This window comes from Variovorax sp. E3 (assembly GCF_016082275.1).
Taxonomy (GTDB): domain Bacteria; phylum Pseudomonadota; class Gammaproteobacteria; order Burkholderiales; family Burkholderiaceae_C; genus Variovorax.
In genome coordinates this window covers 12,873-35,092 of the sequence record NZ_MOWM01000047.1, presented here as the reverse complement: position 1 = coordinate 35,092, position 22,220 = coordinate 12,873, and the positions used below count along the sequence as shown (strand labels likewise).

The window sequence follows — 22,220 nt, the reverse complement described above, 5'->3', positions numbered from 1 at the left end:
TCAGTTCTCCTGGGGCGTGGCGCCCGCTGGGGGGTGTTGCGAAGCTTCTCGCGCCGCCCGGCGATGCGCAATCCGACTGTGCACCCCCGCGAACACGGCGGGTACGAAAAACAATGTCGACACCGTGGCAAAGATCAGGCCGCCGATGACCGCACGGCCCAGCGGCGCGTTCTGCTCGGCGCCTTCGCCCAGGCCCAGGGCCATGGGGATCATGCCGATGATCATGGCCAGCGCCGTCATCAGCACCGGGCGGATGCGGGTGGCGCCGGCTTCCAGCGCGGCCGACAGCGGCGGAATGCCCGCCTGCAGCCGCTCGCGCGCGAACGACACCAGCAAGATGGAGTTGGCCGTGGCCACGCCCATGGTCATGATCGCGCCCGTGAGCGCGGGCACGCTCAGCGTGGTGCCGGTAATGAACAGCATCCACGCGATGCCCGCCAGCGCGGCCGGCAGCGCGGTGATGATGATGGCCGCGTCCAGCCACGACTGGAAGGTGACCACGATCAGCAGGTACACCAGCACGATGGCCATCGCCAGCCCCACGCCCAGGCCGATGAACGACGACTGCATGGTCTGCACCTGGCCGCGGATCTCGACCCGGCTGCCGCGCGAGAGCTTGGGCCGCATCTCGTCGACCAGCTTCTGCACCTTCGAGGCCACGCTGGCCAGGTCGGTGCCCTGCACGCTCACGTAGACGTCGATCACCGGCGCGATGTTGTAGCGCGACATGACGGCCGGCTGGCGCGAGGCCTGCGCATCGACCAGGTTGCCCAGCAGCTGCTGCGACGCGGTGTTGCCGCCGGCACCGGCGCCGCCCGCGCCCACCGGAATGTTGAGCAGCGCGTCGAGCGAATCGACGGTGTACTGCGGCGTTTGCACCGCGATGCTGTAGACCACGCCGTTCACCGGGTTCAGCCAGAAGGCGGGCGCCGTCTGCGAACTGCCCGACAGCGCGATGAGCACGTTCTGCCCCACGTTCGACGCGGTCAGGCCGTACTGCTGCAGCCGTGTGCGGTCCATCTGCAGGCTCAGCGCGGGGCCGTCGAGCCGCTGGTGCACGTGGGCGTCGACCGCGCCCGGAATCTGGCGGATCGCCTTGGTGAGTTCGGCCGCGCGCGCCGCGTTGCCGGCCATGTCGTTGCCGCTGAACTGCACGTCGATGGCCGCGGGCAGGCCGAAGTTCAGGATCTGCGTGACGATGTCCGCCGGCTGGAAGAAGAACTCGATGCCCGGAAAGCGCTTGGGCAGCTCGGCGCGCAGGATCGACACGAAGTGCTCGGTGGGCTTGTGGCCCTCCTTCAGCGACAGCAGCAGCTCGCCGTCGAAGGTGCCGATGGTGCCGGCGTTGCTGTACGACAGGTTGATGCCGCTGTTGGGCACGCCCAGGTTGTCCAGGATGGTCTCCAGCTGGTCCTTGGGCACCAGCTCGCGGATGGCGGCTTCCACCTGGTCGGTCAGGCGCGCGGTTTCTTCGATGCGGGTGCCGGTGGGTGCGCGCAGGTGCAGGCGGATCTGGCCGGCATCGACCGTGGGGAAGAAGTCGCGGCCCAGCGCCGGGTACAGCAGGCACGACAGCACGCAGAAGCCCAGGAACAGGCCGATGAAGCCGGCCCGCTTGGACAGCACCGCCGACAGCACCAGCGTGTAGGCGCGGCGCACGCGCTCGAAGCGGCGGTCGAAGGCGCGGTACAGGCGCTGCAGGGCGCTCTGCTTCGCGCCTTCGGCGGGCGCGTTCGCCCCGTTCGCCCCGTGCGAGCCGCCCATCAGCAGCATCACCAGCGTGGGCACCAGCGTGCGCGAGAGCAGGTACGACGCAATCATGGCGAACACCACCGCCTCGGCCAGCGGCACGAACAGGAAGCGTGCCACGCCCGACAGGAAGAACATCGGCACGAACACGATGCAGATGCACAGCGTGGAAACGAAAGCCGCCGAGCCGATTTCGCCCGCGCCCACCTCGATGGCTTCTTTCAGCGGCGTGCCCATGTGCAGGTGCCGCTCGATGTTCTCGATGGTCACGATCGCCTGGTCCACCAGAATGCCCACCGAGAGCGCAAGCCCGCCCAGTGTCATGAGGTTGAGCGTTTCGCCCAGCGAATACAGCACCAGGATCGACGCCAGGATCGACAGCGGAATGGTCAGCCCGATGATCAGGGTGCTGCGCCAGTTGCCCAGGAACAGCAGCACCATGGCGGCGGTGAGCGCGGCGGCCAGGATGGCTTCGAACACCACGCCCTTGACGGCCGCCTTCACGAACACCGACTGGTCGAACAGCGGCGTGATCTTGATGTCTTCCGGCATCGTCTGCGCGGCAATGGGCAGCATGGCGCGGATGTTCGAGACGATGTCCAGCGTGGAGGCGCCGCCGTTCTTCAGCACCGACAGCAGCACGCCGCGCACGCCGTCCTGGCGCACCACGTTGGTCTGCGGCGAGAAGCCGTCGCGCACGTAGGCCACGTCGCGCAGGTAGGTGGTGGCGCCGTTCACCGTGCGGATCGGCAGGTCGTTCAGGCCCGCGATGGCGTCGGGCGAGCCGTTCATCTTCACGTTGTATTCGGTGGCGCCGAACTTGGCCGTGCCCGAGGGAAGAATCAGGTTCTGCGTGTTCACCGCGTTCACCACGTCGGCCGGCGACAGGCCGCGCGCCTGCAGCGCCTGGGTGTCGAGGTCGACCGAAATCAGCCGGTTCTTGCCGCCGTAGGGAAACGGAATGGCCGCGCCCGGCACCGTGATGAGCTGCGGGCGCAGCTGGTTGACGGTGGCGTCGAAGAGCGAGTTTTCAGAGCGCGTGGGGCTGGACAGCGCCAGCTGGATCACCGGCACGCTGGAGGCCGAATACTTGATGACCAGCGGCGGCGTGATGCCCGGCGGCAGCTGCCGCACCTGCGCCTGCATCGAGGCCACCACCTGCGAGATGGCCATCTCGATGTTGGCCGTGGGCTGGAAGAACACCTTGATGATCGACACGCCCGCCAGCGACTGCGACTCGATATGCTCGATGTCGCTCACCGTGGTGGTCAGCCCGCGCTCCACCTGGCCCGAGATGCGCTGGCCCATCTCCTGCGCCGGCAGGCCGGTGTAGTTCCAGATGACGCTGACCACCGGAATGTTGATTTCCGGGAAGATGTCGGTGGCCATGCGCGCCAGGACAAAAGGCGTGGCCAGCACGATCAGCATCGCCATGACGATGAAGGTGTACGGACGACGCAACGCGAGCTGGACCATGGACAGGGCTCTCTGCTTCCGGCGGAAAAAGGTTTTGCATCATAAGGAAGTAGATTTAAGTTTGCTGGTGCCGTGAAACGCGGTGTGGCGCTTTACCAAAGGGATGCATATGGACAGGGTTTGGCTGGTAGTGATGGGGGTGTCGGGTTGCGGCAAATCGAGCCTGGGCGCGGCGTTGGCCACGGCCCTGGGCCTGCCGCTCATCGAAGGCGACGACCACCATCCGGCGGCGAATGTCCGGAAGATGAGCCAAGGCATCGCGCTGACCGACGCCGACCGCGCCGGCTGGCTGGCCACGCTGGGCCAGGCGCTGGCGGCCGCCCCGCAGCGCGGTGCTGACGTGTTCGGCGCTCAAGCGCATCTACCGCGACCAGCTGCGCGCGGCGGCGCCGGGGCTGCGCTTCGTGTTCATGTCGATCGAGCGGGCCGAGGCCGAGCGCCGGGTGGCGGCGCGCGCCGGCGCGGGCGAGCACATGTTCCCGGCCAGCCTGGTGGCCAACCAGTTCGCCACGCTCGAATCGCCCGTGGGGGAGGCGGGCGTGCTGGCGGTGGATGCGACCGCGCCGCTCGGGCAGGCGGTCCAGCAGGTGACGGCGTGGCTGGCGAGCCCTTGAGCTCTTGAGTTGTCAGGGCGGGGGCGAGGGCGGGGGCGCGCCGTCGAGCGCCAGCCGCAGCCGCGTGACGTTCGGGTTGCTCGGGTCGCGCTGCACCTTGAAGCCCAGCTTGCGCGCCAGCGCCAGCATGGCGGTGTTGTCGTAGAGCGTGATGTCCGCGAGCTGCCGCACGCCGGCCTGGGCCGCCGCGTCGATCAGCTTGCGCATGAGCTTGTGGGCCAGGCCGTGGTGCTGCCACGCGTCGGCGATGACCACGGCGAACTCGGCGATGTGCGCGGTCTCGGGCGTGTCGCCGCGCACGTAGCGCACCACGCCCATCTGTCGCTCCTGGCCGTCGATCCCGGTGGTGGCGATCAGCGCGAGTTCGCGCGCGTAGTCGATGTGCGTCATGCGCCAGAGCTCGTCGGGCTGCGGCTTGCGCGGCGAGAGCAGGCGGTGGTAGCCCGTCTCGTTCGACAGGCCCGCGACGAAGGCCGTGTGCATGGCCAGGTCGTTCGCATGGATCGGGCGGATGCGCACCGGCGTGCCGTCGCGCAGTTGCCAGTCCTCGACCAGGTGGCTGGGGTAGTCGAGGGCTGGCATGGCCTTGCTCGATCGGTCAGCCGATCACTTCGGGCCAGTCGGTGTGGAAGAACTGGCCTTCGGGCTTGTCGGTGCGCTCATAGGTGTGCGCCCCGAAGAAGTCGCGCTGCGCCTGCAGCAGGTTGGCCGGCAGCCGCTCGGTGCGGTAGCTGTCGTAGTAGGCCAGCGACGCGCTGAACGCCGGCACCGGAATGCCGTTGCTCACCGCCAGCGCCACCACTTCGCGCCAGTTCTGCTGCGTGCGGTTCAGCAGGTCCTTGAAGAACGGGTCGAGCATCAGGTTGCCAGCGCCGGGTCGGTGCGGAAGGCGTCGGTGATGCGGTTCAGGAAGCGCGCGCGAATGATGCAGCCGCCGCGCCAGATGGACGCGATGCCGCCCAGGTCGAGCTTCCATTCCTTCTTGTCGCCCATCGTCTTGACGAGGTCGAAGCCCTGCGTGTAGCTGATGACCTTCGACGCATACAGCGCGTCGTGCACCTTGGCCACCAGCGCCTTCTTCTCGAGCGACAGTGCGATCTTCGGCCCCTGCAGCACCTTGCTGGCGCCCACGCGCGCCTTCTTCTGCGAGGACAGCACGCGCGCCTCCACGGCGGCGTTGATGGTGCTGATGACCACCGCGTTCTCGGCCGCGTTGATCAGCGTCCACTGGCCCGTGCCCTTCTGGCCGGCCTTGTCGAGGATGAGGTCGACGATCGGCTTGCCCGTTTCCGGGTCTTTCTGCTCCAGCGCCTTGGCGGTGATCTGGATCAGGTAGCTCTGCAGTTCGCCGTCGTTCCACTCGTTGAAGATGGCGGCCATTTCGTCGGTCGTGAAGCCGGCCGCCTTGAACAGGCTGTAGGCCTCGCAGATCAGCTGCATGTCGCCGTACTCGATGCCGTTGTGCACCATCTTCACGTAGTGGCCCGCGCCGCCGGGGCCAATGTGAATCACGCAGGGCTGGCCGTCGACCTTGGCCGCGATGCTCTCGAAGATCGGCTTCATCACTTTCCAGGTCGACAGCGGGCCGCCCGGCATGATCGACGGGCCCTTGCGCGCGCCTTCCTCGCCGCCCGACACGCCCGCGCCGATGAAGCGCAGGCCCTTGCTCGACAGGTACGCGTCGCGGCGCTCGGTGTCGGTGTAGAGGCTGTTGCCGCCGTCGATGACGATGTCGTCCTTGTCCAGCAGCGGAATCAGTTGCTCGATGACCTGGTCGACCGGCGCGCCGGCCTTCACCATGATCTGGATCTTGCGGGGCTTGGCCAGGCTCTGCACGAACTCTTCGAGCGTCTTGGCGCCCACCAGCTTCTTGCCGGGGTTGGCGGCGATGAAGGCTTCGGTGGTGGCCTCGGTGCGGTTGTACACGCTGACCTGGAAGCCGCGGCTTTCCACATTCAGCACCAGGTTCTGGCCCATCACGGCCAGGCCGATCAGTCCGAAATCGCTTTTGTTGCTCATGGCCCTTCTTTCTCTCATGTGCGTGCGCGGAACGCCCCGCGCACGGGTTTGGTTCGAGGGCCATTCTGCCGGGGTCGGCAAAGGGCATGCGTCGGAGGCGGTCTATACCCGATTGGCAAGCGGGCGCCGCTTCGGTATGTTGGCGCGCATGAACGACGCCATCCACCGCTGGTCCACCGACGCCGTACCGCCCGCGCAGCGGCTGGACTACTGGGTGGGCGCGGTGTGCGAGGGTTTTCTGGAAATGGACGTGACCACCCCGGTGGCCGGCGGCTTCGGCGCCACGCTGGAGTCGGCGCCGCTCGGGCCCCTGGTCGTGAACCGGGTGCGCGGCAGCGCGCAGGACGTGTACCGCACGCGCCATGCCATCGCCCACAGCCGCCACAACTATTTCTATCTGCTGTGCAAGACCGATTCGGCCTGGGTGACGGTGCAGGACGGCCGCTCCGCGCGCCTCTTGCCGGGCGACGCGGTGCTGGTCGATTCGCGCCGGCTCTATGAATTTCACCTGCTGCAATCGGCCGACACGCTCTCGCTCGAACTGCCGACCGCCTGGGTCGACCAATGGATTCCCGACGCCGGCGACCAGGTGGCGCGCCGCATCGACGGGCAGGCGGGGTGGGGTGGGGTGCTGTGCGGGTTCCTGCGACAGCTGTCACCCGAAGTTGCCGCGAAGCCGCCGCTGCCCGCGGGCTTGCTGAGCGACCAGCTCGGCAGCCTGCTGGCACTGGCAACGGGAACAGCCGGGGGCGTGGCGGGCAAAACGCCCGAAAAAGGGCGTACCGCCATGCGCCGCCGTGTGCTCGACGCCACGCGCGAGCGCCATGCCGAGCCCGGCCTCACGGCCGCGAGCGTGGCGCGCGGGCTGGGCATTTCGGAGCGCAGCCTGCACCGCTGCCTGGCCGAGGGAGACGGGGGCGGCGGCGGCGCCACCACCTTCGCCACCGCGCTGGCCGGTTTTCGCATGGCGGTGGCGCGCCGCATGCTGGACGACGCGCGCTTCGACCGGCTGGGCATCGCGGAGATCGGCTTTCGCGTGGGGCTGGCCGATGCGTCGCACTTCATTCGCCAGTGCCGCGCGCACCTGGGGGCCACGCCCGGCCAGCTGCGGCGGCGCAGGCGCTGAGCCCGCGTTCAGATGCCGCGCAGGTTGACCCGCCTGGACAGAGCCTGCGCGCTTTCGCGCCGTTCGCTGTAGCGGTCGACCAGGTGGGCCGCGCAGTCGCGCGTGAGCAGCGTGAACTTGACCAGCTCTTCCATCACGTCGACCACGCGTTCGTAGTACGGCGAGGGCTTCATGCGGCCCGCTTCGTCGAACTCCATGAAGGCCTTGGCCACCGATGACTGGTTGGGGATGGTGAGCATGCGCATCCAGCGGCCGAGCACGCGCAGCTGGTTCACGGCATTGAACGACTGCGAGCCGCCCGACACCTCCATCACCGCGAGCGTCTTGCCCTGCGTGGGGCGCACCGCGCCGACCGACAGCGGGATCCAGTCGACCTGCGCCTTCATGACCCCGGTCATGGCACCGTGCCGCTCGGGCGAGGTCCACACCATGCCTTCGGCCCATTGCGCGAGGTCGCGCAGTTCGCGCACTTTCGGATGGTCTTCGGGCGCGCTGTCCGGCGGCGGCAGGTCGCGCGGGTCGTAGATGCGGGGCTCGGCGCCCATGGCTCGCAGCAGGCGCGCGGCCTCCTCGGTCAGCAGCCGGCTGTAGGAGCGTTCGCGCAGCGAGCCGTACAGCAGCAGGATGCGCGGCGGGTGCGTGGCGCGCGCCGCCGGCAGCAGCGACGACAGGTCGGGCCGGCGAAAGGCGTCGCCGTCGAGGTTCGGCAGTTCAGGGTCGTGCAACACGCTGGCCCTTCGCATCGATGACGCTTCGCCGTCTTCCTTGGAAAACGCACCCCGCTGCGGGCGCGGCAGGATGTCGAGCACCGCCTCCGAGGGCCGGCACAGGCGCGTGCCCAGCGGCGTCACCACCACCGGGCGGTTGATGAGGATCGGGTGCGCGAGCATGAAGCCGATCAGCTGCTCGTCGCTCCATGCCGGGTCGTCGAGGCCGAGCTCGTCGTAAGGCGTGCCCTTGCGGCGCAGCAGCTCGCGCGCGGGAATGCCCATGGCCGCGATCAGGCGCTGCAGCGTGGCGCGGTCGGGCGGCGCCTTCAGGTACTCGACGACGGTGGGCTCGTCGCCCGTGTTGCGGATCAGCGCGAGCACGTTGCGGGACGTGCCGCAGGCGGGGTTGTGATAGATGGTGATGTCGTTCATGTCATGTCATGGCATTGGAAGGCTCAGTCGGAGCGCCAGCGCCGCGAGCGTCGCGAACAGCACCGGCACGGTCAGCACGATGCCGAACTTGAAGTAGCTGCCCCAGCCGATCGCCACGCCCTTCTTCGCGAGCACATGCAGCCAGAGCAGGGTGGCGAGGCTGCCGATCGGCGTGATCTTCGGGCCGAGGTCGCAGCCGATCACGTTGGCGTAGACCATGGCTTCCTTCACCGCGCCGCTGGCGCCCGACGCGTCGATGGAGAGCGCGCCGACCAGCACGGTGGGCATGTTGTTCATGACCGACGACAGCACCGCCGTGAGAAAGCCCGTGCCCATGGCCGCGCCCCAGACGCCGCCCTGTGCGAACACGTCGAGCAGCGCGGCGATCTGCCGGGTGAGCCCGGCGTTGCGCAGCCCGTAGACCACGAGGTACATGCCCAGCGAGAAGACCACGATCTGCCACGGTGCGCCGCGCAGCACCTTGCGGATGCCGATCACGGGGCCGCGCCCCGCCACCGCCAGCAGCACCACCGCGCCGAAGGCGCCACCGCGCTGACCGGCACGCCCAGCGGCTCGAGCCCGAAGAAGCCGACGAGCAGCAGCGCCAGCACCACCCAGCCCGCGCGAAAGGTCGCCGGGTCGCGGATCGCATCGGCCGGCGCCTTGAGTCGAGCCACGTCATAGCGCGCCGGGATGCCGCGGCGAAAGTACAGCATCAGCACCAGCAGGCTCGCGAGCACCGCCGCGATGTTCACCGGCACCATGACCGAGGCGTATGCGTTGAAGCCGATGCCGAAGAAGTCGGCCGAGACGATGTTCACGAGGTTGGACACGATCAGCGGCAGGCTCGCCGTGTCGGCGATGAAGCCCGCCGCCATCACGAAGGCCAGCGTGGCGGCCGGGGTGAAGCCGAGCGCGACCAGCATCGCCATCACGATCGGCGTGAGGATCAGCGCCGCGCCGTCGTTGGCGAACAGCGCCGACACCGCCGCGCCCAGCAGCACGATGAAGGCGAACAGCCGTCGGCCGCGCCCGCCGCCCCAGCGCGCCACATGCAGCGCGGCCCATTCGAAGAAGCCCGCCTCGTCGAGCAGCAGGCTGATGACGATCACGGCCACGAAGGTGGCGGTCGCGTTCCACACGATGCCCCAGACCACCGGCACGTCGGCAAGATGCACCACGCCGCACAGCAGCGCGATCGCCGCGCCGAGCGACGCGCTCCAGCCGATGCCCAGGCCGCGCGGCTGCCAGATGACCAGCACGAGCGTGAAGACGAAGATGAGAACGGCGGCCGGCATGGCGGCCTCAGCAGCCGCAGGCCGACGGTGTCTCGACGGCGCAGGCCTCGCCCTGGCAGCAGTTCTCGGTGAGGTAGCCGAGCAGGGCGTTCATCTGGTCGAAGGCCGCGCGATAGACGAGGTTGCGCCCCTGCCGCTCCTGCGAGACCAGGCCCGAATGCATCAGCTCCTTGAGATGGAACGACAGGCTGGTGCCCGGCACTTCCAGTGATTCGGCCAGCGCGCCGGGCGTGAGGCCGGCGGGGCCGGCCACCACCAGCGCACGGAACACCCGCAGGCGAACGGGCTGGGCCAGCGCGGCCAGGGAACGGACAACATCGTTTTCTTCCATATTTCAAGTATCGTTGAATAATTGAATCGAAACAAGCCGGCTGGCACGAATCGGCCATCGCGCTGGCAGGCATCGGCCATTCGCGGCGCCCGGCTATTTCTAAAGTCTTCCTCCGTCCCAACAATGAAAGAGACTCCGATGTCCGACACCTATGTCCTGGTCCACGGCGCGTGGCACACCGGCGCTGAAATCGAGGCCGTGGCCGACGGCCTGCGCGCGGCTGGCCACACCGTCTACTGCCCCACGCTGGCGGGCAACAACCCCGGCGACGACCGCACGAACACCGGCCTGGACGACGCGATCGCGTCCGCCGTGCGCTACATCGAGGACAGGAACCTGACGCAGGTGCGCCTCGTGGGCCACAGCTACGGCGGCATGGTGATCTCGGGCGTGGCCGACCGCATCGCCGCGCGGCTGAAGCGGCTGGTGTACATCAACGCCTTCGTGCCGCTGGACGGCGAGTCGCTCAACGACATGGTGCCGCCGCACTACGTCGCGATGTTCGACGCCGTGGCCGCGGCCAACGGCAACGCCGTGACCTTGCCCTTCGAGATCTGGCGCGAGGCCTTCATCAACGACGCGACCTGGCCACGGCCACGGCCGCCTACGACAAGCTCAACCCGCACCCGTACCGCACCTTCACCGACAAGATCCGGCTGAAGCAGCCGCTGGCCGCGCTGGCGCTGGGCAAGTCGTACGTCAATTGCCTGCAGGACACGGCGATGCCGCACAGCCTGGGATGGCACCCGCGCCTGTCGGAGCGGCTGGGGCTGTTCCGGCTGGTGGAGTGCCCCGGCAGCCACGAGATGTTCTTCTCGAACCCCACGCGGTTGGCGCAGGCCATCATCGAGGCCGGGCGCGACTGAGCGCGCGCGGCGCCGTCAGCGGCCGGCGAACAGCGCGTCGTACACGCGGATCGATGCGTAGGCGTCGTTCGCCGCGTAGCGGATCTGCGCCTCGGTGAGCTGCCTGTTGGCCCAGTTCGAGGTGGTCGCCTTGCGCGACTTGATGAAGCGGCGGTCGAACACCAGCGCCACCGCCGCCTTCACGCCGACCGACTTGCGGTAGCCGCGCTTGCGGAATTCGTTGTCGATGTCGAACACCGCCTTCGGCTCGATGTTGAGCCGATTGCGGATCAGCGTCATGTCGCCCGACAGGCCGAAGCCGACCTTGCGCAGTTCGGTCGAGGCAATGAGCGCGGCCACCACCGGATTGCACTCGGTGCGGTGCAGCTGAAAGAGCCAGGCCGTGTCGCGCGTGGAGAACTGCACCACGTGCGGACCGCCCGAGACTTCGTTCTTCGCGAAGGTGGGCTTGGATTCGGTGTCGAAGCCGGCGATGCCCGCCGCCAGCAGCGCGGAGGCCGCGTGCTCGGCGTCCTGCAGCGTGGCGACGACGACGATGTCTTTCAGGCCCAGGCCTTCGAAGGGTTCGAGCAGCGCGATCTGTTCGCGCTCGGGCAGGGGCGGGAGCGTGGGGTTGTGGTCGCTCACCGGGAGGCTGCTTTCGTTGTCTTTTTCTTCACTGCGGCTTTCTTTGCGGGGGTCTTCTTCGCGATGGATTTTCGGGCGGCGGTCTTTTTGGCCGCCGGTGTCTTCTTCGGCTTGGGCGGCTGGCCCGAGCGCAAGGCGGCCTCGTAGGCGCGACGGCCCCAGAGCGCGGCTTCGTGGCGGTCCTCGAACAGGTCGGCCGGTGCCAGCCGGTACGACATCGGCATCGACTGGCCCTGGCGCTCGTAGGTGAAGGGCGGCAGGTCGAGCGCGTCGAAGAATGGCGCGCTTTCGGCGTCGGACTTCAGGTAGAGCGTATCGCGGGCCACGAGGGCGATCATGCGGTCTTCGTGCCAGATGCCATGGCCGCCGAACATGCGGCGCGTGCGGATGCGGCCCAGGCGCTCGAAGACCTCGTGCAGGCTGTCGACAAATTCGCTCACTCGAAAACCTCCGTGCTTCGCACTGCGGTGCGAGCTGGCTTGGGGCGGCCCGGCGCTGCGCTCATGCCGTGATCTCGATGCGGTTGCCGTCCGGGTCGAGCACCACGCTCTCGTAGTAGCCGTCGCCGGTGCGGCGCGGGCCGTCGAGCAGCGGGTAGCCGTCGGCCTTCAGGCGCTGCGTGAGCGCGTCGACCGCCGCGTCGGAGCCCACGCTGATGGCCAGGTGCGTCCAGCCCATGCGCTGCGCGCCGGCTTCGGCCGCGACCGGCGAGAGCGTGCTGGTGGTCATGGCCTCGATGCGTGCGCCGTCGCCCAGGCTCAGGAAGCACGAGGCAAAGCCCTTGGCCGGGTTGACGTAGCCCTGGCCCGTGACGGCACCGAAGTAGTCGGCGTAGAAGCGCTTGCAGCGTTCGAGATCGGTGGTCCAGAGTGCGATGTGGTCGATGCGCATGGGGGCTGGGAATCGTGGGAGGAAATCAGCCCACGCGCCACGGCGGGCGCGAGGGCGACCAATGGTAGGCGATGCGTTCGCGGCCGCTGCTGGGGTGGCGGTCGACCGCGCCGCGCTCCAGGCCGTAGCGCTCGTAGAAGCGCTGCGCCGCGGTGTTGGTGGTGGCCACGTGCAGCCGCCAGCCGGTCGGGATGCGCACGCAGGCCTCGTCGAGCAGCGCCTTGCCCAGGCCCTGGTTGCGCAAGTGGGGTTCGACAAAGAGCTGGGCCACGTATTCGCGCCGCTCCAGCAGCACCATGAACGCCAGCACCTGCCCCTCGCGCTCGGCCAGCACCACCTCGGCGGGCGGGCCGAACTCGGTCTGCACGCGGCGCAGCCAGTGCGCGATCGGCTCGATGTACGGAACGTCCCGGTTGGCCGCGATCCAGGCCCGCCGCCAGATACCGGCCAGCACCATGTTCTCTTCGGCGCTGCCTTCGCGCGTCCGCAGATGAAAGGCGGGAATTTGGGCGGCGGACATGCGAACCATGATACGGCGCGGGGCCGCCGAGGTCGATCAGGCGTGCAGGCTTTGCGCGTGGTGCGCGATGTGGTCGGCCATGAAGCTCTGGATGAAGTAGTAGCCGTGGTCGTAGCCCGCGTGGCGGCGCAGCGTGAGCGGCTGGCCGGCGGCAAAACAGGCGGCCTCGAACACCTCGGGGTGCAGTTGCTCGGCCAGGAATTTGTCGCTCAGGCCCTGGTCGATGAGGATGCCTTGCGGGTACGGCGCCGCCACCTGCGACTTCATGAGCGCGCTGGCGTCGTGCGCGAGCCACTGCGCGCGGTCGTCGCCGGGTGCGCCCAGGTAACCGGCGAAAGCCTTCTCGCCCCACGGGCACTGCGTGGGCGCGCAGATCGGCGCAAAGGCCGACAGCGACTTGAAGCGCCCCGGGTGCCGCAGCGCGAGCGTGAGCGCGCCGTGGCCGCCCATCGAGTGGCCGAAGATGCCGATGCGGTGGCCGTCGATGGCGAAGTGCTTCGCCACCAGCACCAGCAGCTCATGGACGATCCAGCTTTCCATGCGCCAGTGCGTGGCCCACGGCTCGGCGAGCGCGTCGAGGTAGAAGCCGGCGCCGATGCCGAAGTCCCAGTTGTCTCGGCGCCCGGAAGGCTCTCGACCTCCGCGCCGCGCGGGCTGGTGTCGGGCGCGATCAGCGCCAGGCCCAGGCTCGCGGCCATGCGCTGCGCGCCGGCCTTCACCGCGAAGGTCTCCTCATTGCAGGTCAGGCCCGCGAGGTAGAGCAGGGCGGGCACGGGCCCGTTCGCGGCCTGCGGCGGCATGTAGACCGAGAAACGCATCGGCAGGCCGATTTCGTGCGAGCGGTGCTCGTGAAAGCTCTGCACGCCACCGAAGGCGTGGTGCTCGGAAAGGGTCTTGGGGGTGTTGTCGGTCATGCGGTGTTCTTGTGGGGGCGCAGCGCGGGTGTCAGTTCGAGCACGGCGTCGGCGAAGGTGCGCGGCGCTTCCTGCGGCATGTTGTGGCCCACGCCGGGCACGAGCCGGTGCGAGCGCGATCCGCTGAAGCGGTGCGCGTGGGCCGATGCTTCGGCGGGCGGGCGCACGCCGTCGTCGATGCCGTCGAAGGTGATGGTGGGCACGCCGATGGCGGGCTGCGCCGCGAGGCGGCGTTCGATGTCGGCATAGGCCGGGTCGCCCGGCACGAGGCCGAAGCGGTGGCGGTACGACTGGATCACCACGTCCACGAAATCAGGATGGTCGAAGGCGGCGGCGCTGCGCTCGAAGGTGGCGTCGTCGAACTGCCACGTCGGCGACCAGAGCTTCCACAGCAGTTTCGTGAAACCCTTGCGGTCCTTGGCGAGCCCGGCGCGGCCGCGCTCGCTGTGAAAGTAGTACTGGTACCAGAGGCTGTGTTCGTTGGCCGGCGTGTCGGGCTCCATCGCCTTCGCGATGTTCTGGATGTTGTAGCTGTTGAAGGACACCAGCCCCGCCACGCGCTCGGGCCACAGCGCCGCGACCACGCAGGCCGCGCGGCCGCCCCAGTCGTAGCCGGCGAGCACCGCGCGCTCGATCTTCAATGCGTCGAGCAGCGCGAGCAGGTCGGCGCCCAGCGCGGCCTGCTCGCCCGAGCGCGGCGTGGCCTCGCTCAGGAAGCGCGTGGCGCCGTAGCCGCGCAGGTACGGCACGATCACGCGGCAGCCCTGCGCCGCGAGCAGGGGCGCGACTTCGGCGTAGGTGTGGATGTCGTACGGAAAGCCGTGCATCAGCAGCACCGGCGGGCCGTCGGCGGGGCCGGCCTCGAAGTACGCGACTTCGAGCACACCGGCCTCGATCTTGCGCAAGGGTTCCATGCGGGTCATGGCCGGTGCCTCCGGGGCTTCAGTACAGAACGACGCCGCGAATCGACTCGCCGCGCTTCATCAAATCGAAGCCCTTGTTGATGTCTTCCAGCGGCATGGTGTGCGTGATCAGGCTGTCGATGTCGATCTTGCCTTCCATGTACCAGTCGACGATCTTGGGCACGTCGGTGCGCCCGCGCGCGCCGCCGAAGGCCGAGCCTTCCCACTTGCGGCCCGTGACCAGCTGGAACGGCCGCGTGCTGATTTCCGCGCCCGCCTCGGCCACGCCGATGATGATGCTGCGGCCCCAGCCCTTGTGCGTGCATTCCAGCGCCTGGCGCATCACCTTGGTGTTGCCGATGCACTCGAAGCTGTAGTCCGCGCCGCCGTCGGTCAGCTGCACGATCGCGTCGACGACGTTCTCGGTGTCCTTCGGGTTGATGAAGTGCGTCATGCCGAACTTGCGGGCCATGGCCTCGCGCTCGGGGTTCAGGTCGACGCCGATGATCTTGTCCGCACCGACCATCTTGGCGCCCTGAATGACGTTCAGGCCGATGCCGCCCAGGCCGAACACCACCACGTTGGCACCCGCTTCCACCTTGGCCGTGAAGATCACCGCGCCGATGCCGGTGGTCACGCCGCAGCCGATGTAGCAGACCTTGTCGAAGGGCGCGTCTTCGCGGATCTTGGCGAGCGAGATCTCGGGCGCGACGGTGTAGTTGCTGAACGTGCTCGTGCCCATGTAGTGGGCAATGGGCTTGCCGTCCAGGCTGAAGCGGCTGGTGCCGTCGGGCATCTGGCCCTTGCCCTGCGTGCCGCGAATCAGCTGGCACAGGTTGGTCTTGCGGCTCAGGCAGAACTTGCACTGGCGGCACTCGGGCGTGTACAGCGGAATGACGTGGTCGCCCTTTTTCAGGGTGGTGACGCCGGGGCCGACGTCGACCACGATGCCCGCGCCTTCATGGCCCAGGATCGCGGGGAAGATGCCTTCGGGGTCGGCGCCCGAGAGCGTGTAGTAGTCGGTGTGGCAGATGCCGGTGGCCTTGATCTCGACCAGCACTTCGCCGAACCTGGGACCGTCCAGGTCCACGGTTTCGATGGTGAGCGGGGCTCCGGATTTCCACGCGACGGCGGCTTTGGTTTTCATGGTGTTCGGTTCTTCAGAAAGCAGGGGTGTGAGGATACTCAGGCGGGGCCAGCGGGGAAGATACCCGACATGCCGATGAACCCGCTCATGTGGCGGACATTCCACACCCAGTTTCGCAGTGCGGGAAATTCATCGAGTGCAATGCCGCCTTCGCCCGCCAGCGCCACGTACGGAAAGCAGGCGATGTCGGCAATGGTCGGCTCGGGCGCGGACGCGAGCCAGCGCAGGCCCCCTGCAGCTTGCTCGGCCAGGTGGTCGTCGAGCACGCGGAACACGGCGCGCGCGCCGGCGCGGCAGGCCTCGATGTCCAGATGGTGGTAGCCCAGTGCGTCGTGCAGCCGCGCGGCCGAGGCGGTGCGGGTGATTTCGTCGGCGGTGGCCAGCCACATCGCGACCTGGCCGCGCAGCTTCGGATCGTCGGGGTACCAGCGGCGCCGCGGGTCGTAGCGGCTCGCGAGGTAGACCAGGATGGCCTGCGCGTCGCGCAGCACGAAGCCGTCGTCGTCGAGCACCGGCAACTGGCCCAGCGGGTTGACGTCGGCCAGGAACGCGGCCGACTTGTGCGCGCGGCCGGGATGGAAGTCGACCGGCACGCTCTGGTATTGGAGGCCCAGCCACGCGAGCATCTGCCGCACCTTGAAGCAGTTGCCCGACAGCGGGTAGTCGTACAGCTGGATGGTCATGCCGCCGCCCTCACGCCGAAGCGCATGCCGCGCTCGCGCAGCCAGCGCCGGTAGGTAACGGACGAGGTGTCGCCGCGCGTCGGCGTTTCGGCGCGGCCTTCGAGCGGCATGCGCTTGAAGGCGTGGTTCTCCAGAATGGGTTTGTCCTGTCCGAAGATGGTGTGCTGGAACGCGATGAGCTCGGCGTCGGTGGAGTCGTCGTCGAAGCAGGCGAGCATGGTGTGGGCAATGACGTGCTCGTCGTCCACGGGCTGCAGGAACAGGCCGATGGCATCGAGCTCGCCCGCGCGAAAGCTCGACTTGTAGAGCATGGCCGACAGCGGCTGCATCACGCGGTATTTGTAGAGCACCTCGCTGCCCGTGCTGTCGTGCGCGGCCGAGGCGCGCGGCTGCCAGAAGCGGCAGTCGGTGGCCCAGATCTCGCCGGTGGCGGGCTCGACCCGCACCTGGTATTGCGCCACCTCGGTGTGCGGCACCTTGCCGAGGTAGTCGGCGTGCACGAACGGAAAGTGCGCCATGTCCAGGAAGTTCTCGATCACGCGCAGGCCCGACACCGCCACGCCGATGCCGCCGCAGTCGATGGTGCGGCGGCCCGGCTCGCTGTATTCGGGAAACTCGAACAACGGGCGCGCGGGGTTGCCGCTGGGGCAGGCCCACAGGTAGCCGTAGCGCGACTGCACGGCGAGCGGCCGGTCGCCGAGGCGGCACTGCGGCGTGCCGTCGGGGTCGGTCCACAGCCGCACGGTTTCGCCGAGCAGGCGGGTGGTGCGTGGCGCGGACGCGGCGGGGCCGATGACGAGCCAGTCGTCGAGCATGTTGGGGTCGTCGGTGACGAAGGGCATGGGGTCGCTTTCAGCCGAGGGCTTCGATGTCGCCGCGCAGGCTGCGCGCGGCGGTGTGCAGGGCCTGCATGGCGGCGGAGCCGGGGGCGGCGTCGGTCCAGAGGTGGACGAAGGCAAGGCGGGGCTGGGCGTCGAGGACGAGGGCGCTGGTGTTCGCGTCGCCGAGCTGGCCGCGCCATGCGCCCGAGGTGGCGTCGGCGAGCAGGCCACGCTGCGCCAGCGCTTCACGCACCGTGCCGGCGGGGGCGCGCACGGTGAGCGTGCGGCAGAAGTGCCAGCCTGTGGGCACGGCATCGGCCAGTGCCGCCGGAGCGGTCGGCATTTCCGGCGACAGGCGGACCCACAACATACCGGCCGCCTCGGTCGCGGCGAAGGTCTTCGCGCACACGTTGCGCGGTGCGGGCATGGCGGGGTGCGCCGGAATACTCGCGCATTGCCCGCTGCCGGCTTCGTACTGCCAGCCGTGGTACGCGCAGGCCAGGCGGTTGTCGATCACCTGGCCCAGCGTGAAGCGCACGCTGCGGTGCGGGCAGCGGTTTTCCCAGGCCTGGGCGGTGCCGTCGGCGGCGCGCCAGAGCGCCAGCTCCTGGCCTTCGGCAAAGCCGGCGACGATGTTGTCGCCGGGGTGCAGGTCGGCCGAGCGCGCGACGGGGTGCCAGACGGCGGTGTTCTGTGGTGTGTTCATGGATCGTGGGGAAGCAGGGCTTGCGCCGGTGATACCGTAACGCTTCCGCCGCACCGATGAAAGCCACATGAAGAGACGCTACTTTTCATTCCTGCAACGCTGCCTCGCATGAGCCGCATCGATCTTGCGCTGGTCGAGGCCTTCGTGCTGGTCGCCAGAAGCGGCAGCCTGACCAGGGCCGAGAGCCTGTCGGGCACCTCCAAGGCCACGCTGAGCCGGCAGCTCACGCGGCTGGAAAAGCTGCTGGGCGCGCAACTGCTGATGCGCAGCCCGCGCCGCATCGCGCTCACCGAGGCCGGGCGCGCGTTTCTCGTGCGCGGCGAGGGGCTGCTCGACGAGGTCACGGGCCGGCTCGAAGCGGCCAGCACCGAAGTCCACGCGCTGACCACGGGCGTGTCGGGCCGGCTCTCGCTGCTGTCGGACACGCAGTTCAGCACCTCCTTCGTCTGCCACGTGGTCAAGCTGTTCCTGGGGTCGCACCCCGACGTGCGCTGCCAGCTCGACGTGGCCAGCGGCTTCCATGCGCCGCAGGTCGGCGACGTCGACTGCTACGTGTGCTCCGAGCCGCCCGATGCGCCCAACCTCGTGGCCAAGCTGCTGGGCCGGCTGAACTACGGCCTCTATGCCAGCCCGCAGTACCTGGCGCGCCACGGCACGCCGGCGCTGCCCGCTGAGCTGGCCGCGCACCAGTCGATCGTGATGAAGGAGCCGTCGGAGCGCGCGCAGGTGCTGCTGGTGTCGGGCGCGCAGAGCTTTGCCTTCCACCCCGAGCCGGCCTTCGAGACCAACGACCACTGGGTCATGAAGACCTTCTGCATCGACGGGCTGGGCATCGCGCTGCTGCCGGCTTTCTTCGCCAGGCCCGAGGTGGCGCAGGGCGTGCTGGTGCCGGTGCTGCCGCAGTGGCAGCCCGAGCCGCGCCGCATCTACTGCGCCTACCAGCGGCAGCGCTACATGGGGCAGAAGCTGCGGGCCTTCGTCGACCTGATGGCGCGCTGCGTGGTCGACATCGACTCTTACAACTACTACGTGGGCTCGTCGGCGGCGCGGCGCCGCAGGGCGGGCGCGAGACCATAATCGGCGACCGCCTGACAGGCCCTCATCCGCTGTTCATCCATCATGAAGAAAATCCTCGTCCTCAACGGCCCCAACCTCAACCTGCTCGGTACGCGCGAGCCCGAACAGTACGGACGCGACACGCTGGCCGACGTCGAGCGGCTGTGCAAGGACACGGGTGCGAAGCACGGCGTCGAGATCGAATGCCGCCAGTCGAACCACGAAGGCGTGCTGATCGACTGGATCCAGGAGGCGGGCCGCGAAGTGGCGGCCGGCAACATGCTGGGCGTGGTGATGAACCCGGGCGCCTACACGCACACCTCGATCGCGCTGCACGATGCCATCAAGGGCGCGAGCGTGCCGCTGATCGAGCTGCACATCTCGAACGTGCACGCGCGCGAAGAGTTTCGCCACCACTCGTACATTTCGCCGGCGGCGAAGGGAATCATCGTGGGGCTGGGCGTGAAGGGCTACACCCTCGCCATCGCGGCGCTGGTGCCCTGAGCTACGGAATCAGTACTGCTGCTTGGGCGCCGCGGCCTTCCAGCTGCGGCTCACGCGGCCCTGGCTGTCGATGCTTTCCAGGTGCACGTCGAAGCCCCAGAGCCGGGCGACGTGCTTGAGCACTTCCTCGGCGCCGTCGTGCAGCGGCAGGTTGTTGCGCTGCGTGTGGCGCAGGGTCAGCGAGCGGTCGCCGCGCGTGGCCACGTTCCACACCTGGATGTCGGGCTCGCGGCTGCTGATGTCGTACTGGCGTGACAGCGATTCGCGCAGCGCCTGGTAGCCGCTGTCGTCGTGGATGGCGGACACCTCCAACTCCGATTCGCTCTGGAAATCGCGGATCGAGAACAGGCGGAAGTCGCGCATGGTCTTCGGACTGAGGAACTGGCCGATGAAGCTCTCGTCCTTGAAGTTGCGCATCGCGTAGTCGAGCGTCTTGACCCAGTCGGTGCCCGCGAAGTCGGGGAACCAGCGGCGGTCTTCGGGCGTGGGCTTCTCGCACACGCGGCGCAGGTCGGTCATCATCGCGAAGCCCAGCGCATAGGGGTTGATGCCGCTGTAGGCGCGGTGCCCCACCGGCGGCTGGTAGATCACGCCGGTGTGCGAGCTGAGCCATTCCATCATGAAGCCGTCGGCCAGTTGGCCGCGGTCGTACATGGTGTTGAGCAGCGTGTAGTGCCAGAAGGTGGCCCAGCCTTCGTTCATGACCTGGGTCTGGCGCTGCGGGTAGAAGTACTGCGCGATCTTGCGCACGATGCGCACCACCTCGCGCTGCCAGGGCTCCAGCAGCGCGGCGTTCTTCTCGATGAAATAGAGCAGGTTTTCCTGCGGCTCCGACGGAAAGCGCCGCGCCGCGTCGGACTCGGCCGCCTGCTCGGCGCGCCGGGGCAGCGTGCGCCAGAGGTCGTTCACCTGCTGCTGCATGTGGCGTTCGCGGTCGGCGCGCTGGATGCTCTCTTGCGCCAGCGAACGCTTCTGCGGCCGGCGATAGCGGTCGACGCCGTAGTTCATCAGCGCATGGCAGGAGTCGAGCAGCTCCTCCACCGCGTCGAGGCCGTGGCGCTCCTCGCACTCGGCAATGTAGTGCCGCGCATAGACCAGGTAGTCGATGATCGACGACGCATCGGTCCACATGCGGAACAGGTAGTTGCCCTTGAAGAAGCTGTTGTGGCCGTAGGCCGCGTGCGCGATCACCAGGCCTGCATGGCCATGGTGTTTTCTTCCATCAGGTAGGCGATGCACGGGTCCGAGTTGATGACGATCTCGTAGGCCAGCCCCATGTGGCCGCGCTTGTAGTTCTTCTCGGTCGAGATGAACTGCTTGCCGTACGACCAGTGCCTGTAGATCATGGGCATGCCCACGCTGGCGTAGGCGTCCATCATCTGCTCGGCGGTGATCACCTCGAGCTGGTTCGGGTACACGTCCAGTCCGTAGCCCTTGGCGGTCTTCGCGATCTCGGTGTGGTAGGTCTCGATGAGTTCGAAGGTCCAGTCGGAGGGGCTGGGCAGGCGTTCGAGAACACGGTCGGTGATCATGATGTCACCCCTTCCTTCTTGAACAGGTCGCGGAACACGGGATAGATGTCTTGCGCGTCCGACACCTTGCGCATTGCGAAGTTGGGCTGGACGCCTTCGAGCTGCTGGTACTCCTGCCACAGGTTCTGCTCGGTCTCGGCCACCTGCACGTAGGCGTAGTAGCGCACCACGGGCAGGATGTTGTCGACCAGCAGTTCGCGGCAGCGGCCGCTGTCCTGGTGCCAGTTGTCGCCGTCGCTGGCCTGCGCGCCGTACACGTTCCACTCGCCGCTGGGGTAGCGCGCCTTGATGATCTCGTCCATCAAGACCAGCGCGCTCGACACCACGGTACCGCCGGTCTCGGTGGCGTGGAAGAACTCTTCCTCGGTCACCTCCTGCGCCTGCGTGTGGTGGCGCAGGAACACGAGGTCGATGGTCTCGTAGTGCCGCGTGAGGAACATGTACAGCAGCATGAAGAAGCGCTTGGCCATGTCCTTGCGCGCCTCGTCCATGGAGCCCGACACGTCCATCAGGCAGAACATCACGGCCTTGGCGCTGGGCACCGGCGTCTTCACGCGGTTGCGGTAGCGCAGGTCGATGGGGTCGATGTAGGGCACGTGCCGCATGGTGCGGCGCAGCTCGGCGATGCGCTCCTCGGTCTCGCGGATCTCGTTCTGGATCAGGGGCTGCGCGGCCTGCGGGTGCTGCCTGAGGTGTTCGAGGTGCGCCTCCAGGCGCTTGAGCTCCTTGCGTGGTTCGCCGCCCAGCGCGATGCGCCGTGCCAGCGCGCCGCGCATCGAGCGCACCACGTGCAGGTTGTTGGGCGAGCCGTCGCTGGTGAAGCGGCGCGGTGGCTCTTCCATTCGGGCACGTCGGCGATCTGCGTGCGAATGAGGTGCGGCAGCGCCAGGTCGTCGAAGAACACGCGCATGAACTCTTCGCGCGTGAGGCGAAAGACGAAGTCGTCCTCGCCTTCGCCGCTGTCGCTGGCCTCTCCACTGCCGGAGCCGCCGCCGCTCCCGCCTTCGGGGCGCTTGATGCGGTCGCCCTTCAGGTACTCCTGGTTGCCCGGGTGCACGTACTCGCGGTCGCCGCCACGCGCATGGCCGAACACGGGTTCGGACACATCGTGGCGCGGCAGGGTCACATCTTCGCCTTGCTCCAGTTCGCGGATGTTGCGGCCGCTGACTGCGCGTCGCACCGCTTCCTGGATCTGCCCCTTGTAGCGCCGCAGGAAGCGCTCGCGGTTGCCAATGGACTTGTTCTTGCCCGAGAGCCGGCGGTCGATGATTTGCTGCAGGATGGCCACGATGTTGT

16 protein-coding genes and 8 pseudogenes are annotated in these 22,220 nt (G+C 68.3%); 5 read left to right on the top strand and 19 right to left on the bottom strand.

What is annotated here, in order from left to right; all coding sequences use genetic code 11:
- Positions 1–3,231 (bottom strand): efflux RND transporter permease subunit, encoded by a 3,231-nt coding sequence (locus BMG07_RS17980; RefSeq protein WP_198085714.1) that lies wholly within the window; start codon positions 3,229–3,231, stop codon positions 1–3.
- 127 nt (positions 3,232–3,358) lie between these two features.
- Here BMG07_RS17980 and BMG07_RS17975 point away from each other — a divergent pair.
- A pseudogene (locus tag BMG07_RS17975) lies at positions 3,359–3,839 on the top strand (gluconokinase).
- Positions 3,840–3,851: 12 nt separating this feature from the next.
- Here the strand turns inward: BMG07_RS17975 and BMG07_RS17970 are convergent.
- Positions 3,852–4,421 (bottom strand): GNAT family N-acetyltransferase, encoded by a 570-nt coding sequence (locus BMG07_RS17970; protein ID WP_198085704.1) that lies wholly within the window; start codon positions 4,419–4,421, stop codon positions 3,852–3,854.
- Between the two features lie 16 nt (positions 4,422–4,437).
- A pseudogene (gene gnd / locus BMG07_RS17965) lies at positions 4,438–5,858 on the bottom strand (decarboxylating NADP(+)-dependent phosphogluconate dehydrogenase).
- 148 nt (positions 5,859–6,006) lie between these two features.
- Between gnd and BMG07_RS17960 the strand changes: the two are divergent.
- Entirely contained in the window at positions 6,007–6,984 is a 978-nt protein-coding gene (locus tag BMG07_RS17960; RefSeq protein ID WP_198085703.1) for a helix-turn-helix domain-containing protein, read from the top strand.
- Between the two features lie 8 nt (positions 6,985–6,992).
- Here BMG07_RS17960 and arsH read toward each other — a convergent pair whose 3' ends face one another.
- From arsH to BMG07_RS17945, 4 genes and pseudogenes are all read right to left on the bottom strand, one after another.
- Positions 6,993–7,727 carry an arsenical resistance protein ArsH gene (arsH, locus tag BMG07_RS42340; protein ID WP_374221293.1) on the bottom strand — a complete coding sequence of 245 codons (735 nt, stop codon included), beginning with the start codon at positions 7,725–7,727 and terminating at the stop codon, positions 6,993–6,995.
- Between the two features lie 63 nt (positions 7,728–7,790).
- Positions 7,791–8,126: pseudogene (gene arsC / locus BMG07_RS42335) on the bottom strand (arsenate reductase (glutaredoxin)); the annotation flags it as partial.
- 6 nt (positions 8,127–8,132) lie between these two features.
- Positions 8,133–9,424, bottom strand: a pseudogene (locus BMG07_RS17950) (arsenic transporter).
- Between the two features lie 7 nt (positions 9,425–9,431).
- Entirely contained in the window at positions 9,432–9,755 is a 324-nt protein-coding gene (locus BMG07_RS17945) for a helix-turn-helix transcriptional regulator (RefSeq protein ID WP_198085701.1), read from the bottom strand.
- 138 nt (positions 9,756–9,893) lie between these two features.
- On the opposite strand from BMG07_RS17945, the pseudogene BMG07_RS17940 reads away from it, so the two are divergent.
- Positions 9,894–10,621: pseudogene (locus BMG07_RS17940) on the top strand (alpha/beta fold hydrolase).
- Between the two features lie 15 nt (positions 10,622–10,636).
- On the opposite strand, the gene BMG07_RS17935 reads toward BMG07_RS17940, so the two are convergent.
- From BMG07_RS17935 to BMG07_RS17890, 10 genes and pseudogenes are all read right to left on the bottom strand, one after another.
- Positions 10,637–11,248 carry a 3'-5' exonuclease gene (locus BMG07_RS17935; protein WP_198085700.1) on the bottom strand — a complete coding sequence of 204 codons (612 nt, stop codon included), beginning with the start codon at positions 11,246–11,248 and terminating at the stop codon, positions 10,637–10,639.
- A complete protein-coding gene (locus tag BMG07_RS17930) occupies positions 11,245–11,688 on the bottom strand; it encodes a TfoX/Sxy family protein (RefSeq protein ID WP_198085699.1) in 444 nt (147 codons plus the stop codon). Before BMG07_RS17930 ends, BMG07_RS17935 begins: the two co-directional genes overlap by 4 nt.
- 61 nt (positions 11,689–11,749) lie before the next feature.
- Positions 11,750–12,139 (bottom strand): VOC family protein, encoded by a 390-nt coding sequence (locus BMG07_RS17925; protein WP_198085698.1) that lies wholly within the window; start codon positions 12,137–12,139, stop codon positions 11,750–11,752.
- Between the two features lie 25 nt (positions 12,140–12,164).
- The gene (locus BMG07_RS17920; protein ID WP_269759114.1) at positions 12,165–12,659 is read right to left on the bottom strand and encodes a GNAT family N-acetyltransferase; all 495 of its coding nucleotides are present in this window, start codon (positions 12,657–12,659) and stop codon (positions 12,165–12,167) included.
- A 36-nt stretch (positions 12,660–12,695) separates the two neighbouring features.
- Positions 12,696–13,573, bottom strand: a pseudogene (gene fghA / locus BMG07_RS17915) (S-formylglutathione hydrolase).
- Entirely contained in the window at positions 13,570–14,496 is a 927-nt protein-coding gene (locus tag BMG07_RS17910; RefSeq protein WP_198085696.1) for an alpha/beta fold hydrolase, read from the bottom strand. Before BMG07_RS17910 ends, fghA begins: the two are co-directional and overlap by 4 nt.
- Before the next feature lie 19 nt (positions 14,497–14,515).
- Positions 14,516–15,622, bottom strand: a complete 1,107-nt coding sequence (locus BMG07_RS17905; protein ID WP_198085695.1) for an S-(hydroxymethyl)glutathione dehydrogenase/class III alcohol dehydrogenase — start codon at positions 15,620–15,622, stop codon at positions 14,516–14,518.
- 38 nt (positions 15,623–15,660) lie between these two features.
- The gene (locus BMG07_RS17900; RefSeq protein ID WP_198085694.1) at positions 15,661–16,305 is read right to left on the bottom strand and encodes a glutathione S-transferase family protein; all 645 of its coding nucleotides are present in this window, start codon (positions 16,303–16,305) and stop codon (positions 15,661–15,663) included.
- Positions 16,302–17,147, bottom strand: coding sequence for an aromatic ring-hydroxylating dioxygenase subunit alpha (locus BMG07_RS17895; protein ID WP_198085693.1), 846 nt, complete (start codon positions 17,145–17,147; stop codon positions 16,302–16,304). The genes BMG07_RS17900 and BMG07_RS17895 overlap by 4 nt, the downstream gene beginning before the upstream one ends.
- A 10-nt stretch (positions 17,148–17,157) precedes the next feature.
- Complete coding sequence (locus tag BMG07_RS17890) at positions 17,158–17,832, bottom strand: Rieske (2Fe-2S) protein (protein WP_198085692.1); 675 nt, start codon at positions 17,830–17,832, stop codon at positions 17,158–17,160.
- Between the two features lie 108 nt (positions 17,833–17,940).
- Here BMG07_RS17890 and BMG07_RS17885 point away from each other — a divergent pair, with 108 nt between their 5' ends.
- A complete protein-coding gene (locus tag BMG07_RS17885; protein WP_198085691.1) occupies positions 17,941–18,909 on the top strand; it encodes a LysR family transcriptional regulator in 969 nt (322 codons plus the stop codon).
- 42 nt (positions 18,910–18,951) lie between these two features.
- Positions 18,952–19,392, top strand: coding sequence for a type II 3-dehydroquinate dehydratase (aroQ, locus tag BMG07_RS17880; protein ID WP_198085690.1), 441 nt, complete (start codon positions 18,952–18,954; stop codon positions 19,390–19,392).
- Positions 19,393–19,401: 9 nt separating this feature from the next.
- On the opposite strand, the pseudogene BMG07_RS17875 reads toward aroQ, so the two are convergent.
- Positions 19,402–20,924 (bottom strand): annotated as a pseudogene (locus BMG07_RS17875) (SpoVR family protein).
- Positions 20,921–22,212, bottom strand: a pseudogene (locus BMG07_RS17870) (YeaH/YhbH family protein). The pseudogenes BMG07_RS17875 and BMG07_RS17870 overlap by 4 nt, the downstream one beginning before the upstream one ends.
- Between the last annotated feature and the right edge of the window lie 8 nt (positions 22,213–22,220).

Bases quoted from the DNA above. Each gene is read 5' to 3' on its own strand.
- BMG07_RS17970 (WP_198085704.1), bottom strand. From the start codon at position 4,421: ATGCCAGCCCTCGACTACCCCAGCCACCTGGTCGAGGACTGGCAACTG.
- BMG07_RS17960 (WP_198085703.1), top strand. From the start codon at position 6,007: ATGAACGACGCCATCCACCGCTGGTCCACCGACGCCGTACCGCCCGCG.
- arsH (WP_374221293.1), bottom strand. From the start codon at position 7,727: ATGCGAAGGGCCAGCGTGTTGCACGACCCTGAACTGCCGAACCTCGAC.
- BMG07_RS17945 (WP_198085701.1), bottom strand. From the start codon at position 9,755: ATGGAAGAAAACGATGTTGTCCGTTCCCTGGCCGCGCTGGCCCAGCCC.
- BMG07_RS17925 (WP_198085698.1), bottom strand. From the start codon at position 12,139: ATGCGCATCGACCACATCGCACTCTGGACCACCGATCTCGAACGCTGC.
- BMG07_RS17920 (WP_269759114.1), bottom strand. From the start codon at position 12,659: ATGTCCGCCGCCCAAATTCCCGCCTTTCATCTGCGGACGCGCGAAGGC.
- BMG07_RS17910 (WP_198085696.1), bottom strand. From the start codon at position 14,496: ATGACCCGCATGGAACCCTTGCGCAAGATCGAGGCCGGTGTGCTCGAA.
- BMG07_RS17905 (WP_198085695.1), bottom strand. From the start codon at position 15,622: ATGAAAACCAAAGCCGCCGTCGCGTGGAAATCCGGAGCCCCGCTCACC.
- BMG07_RS17900 (WP_198085694.1), bottom strand. From the start codon at position 16,305: ATGACCATCCAGCTGTACGACTACCCGCTGTCGGGCAACTGCTTCAAG.
- BMG07_RS17895 (WP_198085693.1), bottom strand. From the start codon at position 17,147: ATGCCCTTCGTCACCGACGACCCCAACATGCTCGACGACTGGCTCGTC.
- BMG07_RS17890 (WP_198085692.1), bottom strand. From the start codon at position 17,832: ATGAACACACCACAGAACACCGCCGTCTGGCACCCCGTCGCGCGCTCG.
- BMG07_RS17885 (WP_198085691.1), top strand. From the start codon at position 17,941: ATGAGCCGCATCGATCTTGCGCTGGTCGAGGCCTTCGTGCTGGTCGCC.
- aroQ (WP_198085690.1), top strand. From the start codon at position 18,952: ATGAAGAAAATCCTCGTCCTCAACGGCCCCAACCTCAACCTGCTCGGT.